Genomic DNA, 6235 nt, shown 5'->3' with positions numbered 1-6235 from the left:
CATGGTCCGCAGCGAAAGGGAATCCACAAACGAAAATTGCAAGGTTTGGGGGCCTCAAGCCCCCAATCCCTGCAATCCCAAATGCCGCCCCAACCGGAAAACTGACTCCTGCTCAATCGCTTAGAGCCTTGTTCACGGACGACTCTTTAGAACGCTGATTGCGGTGCAAACGGGAGAAGACGCACTCCTTTGGACCAGTGCTCGTTATCCGGGTGTGGTCCGTTCTGTTCAACTCCACGGCCGACTTACTTCGTGCAAAGCCTCAGCTGTTCGGCAATGAGAGAAGCGAGGTGCGCTCGATCTGTCTCTAGCGGCCTCCTCTGTTCGGTCACGTCGTGACCGTCGCGTTCCAAGACCTCCAGAAGAAATTCCTGATCGCGTATGCGTCGCTGGCGACGCTTAATGTCGCGGAACAACTCGGCGAACTCGCTGCGAACATTCATTTAAGCCCCCAAGCTGAAATAAAGACGTCCGGAACTAGGAAAAAGCGGGACGCCTTGATCGGAAAACGCGCGGCTAGTGGACCGATATATGATGTGCAGATTGCCATGCCGTGATTTCATTCCCACTAACTTTCCTGTCGTTTTTCGGCAGAGCAGCAGGAGACGCCTCGTCCAACAATCGAGAGTGCGTAAATTCCCGTTCGATAAGCGTAAGGGAGGGCGGTTGGGCTACTGGTGGACCCGTCAAGCCCAAGCCGCCCCCGACCACTTTGAATTCTTTGATGCGACCACCATTTTACCTGCCGGGGGCGGTTGAGGTGAGGACGGTTGTTCTTCCTGCTAATTAACCAACGAATGCCGCCGGTCTCATAATGCGCAACATCATAGTTGCTTCAAGAAGCTATCGGAATTCGGAAATGCAAGTTGGCGCAATCTAAGACGCTGCCTTGTTGCCGCTGGCCCAGCGCATTGAAGTGCGGGGCCGATCGCAACCAGACTGCAGCCGTTTTCAATGAATACGCCGTTGGCTGCCTTCAGCGATCGCCCGCGTCACTGCCTCGAATTGCTGTGCCGCCTGGCGCATTCGCGTCGCTGCCTTCTCCAATTCGGGCAAAATTTCCGCGGCGCCTCGCGTGGCGGCGCAAGCGAGCAGCCTAGTTACGTCTCGTCCGATTGCTTCGAGTTCTGCACGGCACTGAGCAAGCTCTGCGTTGACCATAGCAAGATCGTCCAAGAGAATATCCTCACAGCGCTCAGGCTCTGATGCTGCGGCAATCAGAATCACAGTGCCCAGCGGGCCACCCAACATCTCACAATGGGTGAGCGCCGTCTGTTTTGCAACCGATCAACGACAAATTTACCTGTTAAAGGCACGCTCGGAGAAAGTGGTCGCGTAAAGTCGATTAGCATCAACTCAAGATGCCGCGCAAAATCCACTTATCTTCATTTTGACGCTTCCCGGGAGCATTGATGATGCTTGGTTGGCAAAATAAAAGCTCGTCTGCGGACGAAAAGGCAATCGTTAGGGCAATGTACCGGCTCAGACCGCTGCCGAGTTTAGCATCGACGGAACAGTTCTAACCGCCAACAACAAATTTCTCCATTCAACGGGATAGTCGCTGAGCGAAATCGCTGGAAAGCACCACAGTATCTTTGTGTGCCCTGAGGAGCGAGAGAAAGCAACTTACAGAGTTCTGGGCAGCCGAACTTCGCTGCCGTCTTTCACGGCATCGATACAAAGCTGGTCAGCTTTATGAGGCCGATACGACCGGCCATTAAGTAACCTAGCCCAGTCGGCGCTTTGCCCGAGAGCTCTTTTCCGAAGACAGTCGAGGTCTCAAGTCCAATCCCCTTGCCATGAGCTTGGCTGTCCCTCCGAGTTCCCTCGATATTCGTTGCGCTTCATCGTCCAGTAAGGACATTAATTCCTCGAACCCAATGAGCTTGCCGGTCTGGGGATGCTCCCATTCGCGAATCTTTGCGATGGTCACAAGAAGACATCCTGCACGGCACTCGTCGGCGGCCATGTATTTGGTCAAGAGTTGATCGTGGATCGTGTTGAACAGGCCGGTTCCGGAACGCTCATCTCCGAGTTTGAGTTCAATCGTTCCTTGCTGTCCGGATGCAGTCGATCGAAACCGAATGTCGGTCTCCTTCTCGTCTGCCGTCACCGCCTCCTGATCGATGGTGTAGTTTTGCCTGGCGGCGTCCCGAAGGACGCCAGCTAATGCTCGCCGCATCACGTGCTCGTCTCTGATGCTGGCCCATAGCTCGCGAGGCGAAACGTCCTGAAGCAACAGGTCGTCAATGTCATCGAGACGGTCCTGCATGAGCGCAAACATCGCTTCGCGGTTCTTTGGCGGCGCCTCTCCGGTCTTATCAAGAATTGAGAATTCCGTCTCCGTAAGCGCAACGCTGTCCGCTTCCTCCGCCGCTTTTTGCTGTGCGAGCGCCATGGTACGGTCCTTGATATGCACGAACAACGGATCGCCGGCCATTTCGATCTTTGCCGCCCAGCCTTCAGGGCCGGCTGAAGCGAACAGCGCGCTTAAGATTGCGCTCCGCCCCCGCTCAGCGTGGTCCCGCGTGTCAAGAGAATGCGACCCTTCGTGCTGCGTATCGTCGCCTATCCGAACTTGGGCATAGGCGAGCCGGAGAAGGCGAAGCAAAAGCGGTGGTGTAAATCCAGGCCCGTGGAGATCGAAACCAAGACCGCCGTATTCGTGGCCGAAAAGGTCCGCAAATAACTGAACGCCCGAGCCCAGCTTGGCGGCCGGCATATTCGCGAGTCCCTTCTCCAGGAGATCGATGCCTGCGCCCGGATTTAGGTTTAGAAGCGCTGGCAACCACACCTTTGCGAAAGGACCGGTGAGTCCCACAGCGAGACGTTGCTGTGCGGTCAGCTCTATGAAGCTGCGATCATCATCGGTACCCGATTTGACCAGGATTTCGATCGCCTGACGCAGGTTTTGCTCATGCTGCGGATCACTGGGGCGAGTCTCACTCTGCGCCATCTCGGCCAACCAAGTGCGGATACGCGGAACAAAGAGGGTGGCTACGATGGCCGGTGCGTGATTGATATTCTGCAGGAACATTGAATAGCCGTTTGTGCTCGCGACCTCGTGCAGAGACAGGCTGAGCTCCTGACCAAGGACGCGGTCCACGGCTTGCGGATACTCGACGGCAACCGTTTCGAGCCACGACGGAAAACTGTTGAGCTCCAGCGGCGCATAACGGCAGGCGAGTTCAGCTTCGCTCTCCGTCAGCCGCTTCGCCCAATTTGGGTCCTCGGCCTCCGCTGCAATCCCGGCGAGACCAAACTGCCATCGTACGAGGAACGTGTTCTTCTGTTCTTCGGCACGTTCGCTACGCAGCGTCGGCCAATCCTTGCGCCAAGCGGCCATCATGGTTTCGCGAAGCCGGTCAGCGACAGTTGCGCCGAACTGTTCTTGGATGAAGTGCCGGTTCCATCCCGAGGCCCGACTTTTTTCGCCGGAGCGCTCGACCGCGCGCCATAAGTCCCAAGCCGCGCCTTCGGCGCGGTCCGCAGCAAAGACGGCGTCCGGATTTTGTACGATCTCATGCCAGAACATCACCCAACTCGCATGTGCCTTGGCTGTGCGACGTTCGACCTGCTTTGCCTGTTTTGCTCGCTCCGCCTCCGTCCGGCGGTATTCGGCTGAGCCCTCCTGCGGCTTCAGGCGATTATCGATGATCGTTGTGAGGGCGGACGAGTCCGAAACAAGCGGCTTGAGGCTGTCAAGCAGCGTCCGATGATCGGTCGCGTTGGTTGTGAGCAAGACCATCTCGGCCCATAGCATCATCTCGCGATGATCGAGCGGCTCCTGACTGTCGGCGAGGCGTTTTCGAACCCATGCAGCATCCTTGTCGCTGAGCGGGATGCCGCCATGGTGGGACAAGTCGAAGATGCGTTGCCAGGCGTCCTTGACCTTATGAATCGTCGCGATAAAAGCATCTTCCTTCCAAAAGGCCGTCTCTCGCGCTTCCGGAGAAAGTTCTCCGAGCGCGCGCCGCAATCTGGCTAGAGCCTCTTTCTCGGTACCATGCTCGTCCTTTGAGAGCCGAATTGCGAGTAGGCTCGACGAAATCCACGCTTCCGTCCGGACGCCTTCAGCCTCCTGCCGGCGGCATGTTGCGATAAGTGCCGGCAACAGCTCGTAGCGTTTGGTTCGTACCAGCGGGTATTTATCAGGGGCCCACGCGATCCCATCAAGGATCAGATCCGTCAGCGCTTGGCGCAATTCATCAAGATCCTCCGGTGAGAGGCCCGCGGTCTCAATCTCGTGTGGCAGACGGTGATTTAGTTCGCCGATGCTACGGACATTCTGCCTTACCCGCTTCAATATGCGTGACAATCGGCTTACCGAAAGGTGGGTGGGGAACAAGGTGATCAGCGCACGGCGGGCCATCGCGTCAGGCCATCGCGCAGGCTCGTGTTCGAGCGAGTCTGCCAGTGCTTCGAGATGCTCGTCGCTCAGTTGCACCAAGGCTTCAGTTGCGAGGCTGCGTTCATAATCATCGCCGGCAGCATCCATCGCAATCGCATAAACGATGTCCGCACACGCCTTTAGCTTTCCGGCAATGACGATCCGGAGCAAAAGGCTTCGCACTTCCGGATTTTCGATCCCGGATTTCCACAGACTCCTAATACTCGGCGCAAGTTCCGGCGAGGCGAACCGATGAACCTGAATTTCCGGGGTGCTGAGGCCACGCCAGCCGCCGCGGCCGTAGCGCTCGACATAAGCTTCGAGCGCTCTGATCCGCTGGGCCGCACTCAGCGATTGCGGGTCGCCGTGATCCAAAACGACAGCCGGATCAAGTTCCACGATATCATCAAAGATGGTGTGGTGCCAAAGAGAAAGCCACGCCGCCACCGGATGCATCGAAGGGCGGACCGTCCGTACCCCTTGCGCCGTCTCTACGAACAAGAGCCGCTTGATAGATTTGATCGAAACACCGCGGGAAAGCAGCGCGTCGAGCCGCTTCGCGGCAAGAAACTCGAGCACGGACCGGTGGTGAAAGCGAACGCGGCCATAGCTGGCGAAGCCAAACAACGCTCGCTCCAAGAGGACCGATTGTGCCGCGTCGCTCCAGTCCAGCAAGATCTTGGAAACGTCCAGCGCTGCCTCGCTTGCGTGGACGCTGTCCGCATCTGCCGAGTGGCGCAGGGTAAGCTTCCGAGTCAGCAACGCAGCGAGAGCCAGGCGGCTGGAGCCTTCAATCGCCGTTTCTTGCGAGAACTCCACTCTCTCCTTCGGAACCGTCCTCGGCTTCAGCTTGGTGGCGATGTTGCTCTCAACCTGTTCTCGATGGGAACGAATGCGATGATGTTCGCGCCAATCCGAGCACAACTCGATCAAGTCTTGGGGACGTTCCGCGAATTGTTCCGCATCGCGCTCCCGGATGTCGGCCAGCAATTTGTCGGGATCGGTCACGCCCTGGAGAACGGCAAACTCGCGCATCTGCTCCGGCGATAGCGGCATCAGACTGACATTGCGCCATGGCTTTGGCCTGGTTTCATCCTTGGTCTTTTGTTGGTTCCGGTCCATCACCATCTCGGCGAACGCTTCGGCTGTAGACGTCGCCTTTCTCGCAGTTGGTATCGGCAAATGTTCCGCAAAAAGCTCGCGGTCGATTGGTACCGGCCGCGTTGTGACGATTATTCTCGTGCGTCCGAGCTGCCCCGCAAGCGCCTTGTTGAGACGTTTCAGCGCTTGCTCAAAGCTCCGAAGGGTCAGCTTAAGTTCGTCGTAGGAGTCCAGGAAGAAGGTCGCAATCGCGGATTGGGAGCGTAGCCACCCCTCGAAGCGCTGCTCCTCGTCATAGGTCAGCATATCGCGGACTGAACTGCCGGCCAGCGTCGCGAGTTCCAGAAAGAATGCTGGTTCGCCAGCCTTCCAGAGCCTGGCCTGCTGTGTTTGGCACTCGTAAGTCTTTCCCGCGCCAGCTTCGGAAACCATGACCACGCGTTGCGAGAGCAACAGCTCGTCCCAACCAAAACCACCGCTCCAGCCCATGCGCGAGAGACTTGATGCTCTTTCGATATCCGCGACCTCGATATCCGACAGGTCTCGAAACGACCGCTTGATGGATGATGGGGTGGAGGAGGCAGTGGTTGTTGGTGACATGGCTGAGCAAGTGGCCTGGTCCGAAGGAGTCGTTTGATTCGAGGGTGCCACAATAGCAGCGTGCAACCCCAAGGCAATAAGAGCAGTTGAATCAACCAGGGATGATCGAGGTCCGACCGGGTCGCAAACCCATTTCTCCTTTCC

At 57.4% G+C, this 6235-nt stretch carries 3 protein-coding genes; 1 reads left to right on the top strand and 2 read right to left on the bottom strand.

Annotation, left to right across the window (positions count from 1 at the left end; all coding sequences use genetic code 11):
* Positions 1 to 335: 335 nt before the first annotated feature.
* Positions 336 to 557: a hypothetical protein gene (locus AC0L20_RS30805; protein ID WP_473294346.1), complete on the top strand. Its 222-nt coding sequence runs from the start codon at positions 336 to 338 to the stop codon at positions 555 to 557.
* Between the two features lie 394 nt (positions 558 to 951).
* On the opposite strand, the gene AC0L20_RS30800 is transcribed toward AC0L20_RS30805, so the two are convergent.
* On the bottom strand, positions 952 to 1176 hold the full coding sequence (locus tag AC0L20_RS30800) for a hypothetical protein (protein ID WP_473294345.1): 225 nt from the start codon (positions 1174 to 1176) through the stop codon (positions 952 to 954).
* Between the two features lie 550 nt (positions 1177 to 1726).
* Entirely contained in the window at positions 1727 to 6091 is a 4365-nt protein-coding gene (locus AC0L20_RS30795) for an NACHT domain-containing protein (protein ID WP_473294344.1), read from the bottom strand.
* Between the last annotated feature and the right edge of the window lie 144 nt (positions 6092 to 6235).

It is taken from the genome of Bradyrhizobium sp. Kon58 (assembly GCF_055807455.1).
The sequence above is the reverse complement of the archived record's forward strand: the minus strand, read 5'-3'. Positions and strand labels throughout refer to the sequence as shown.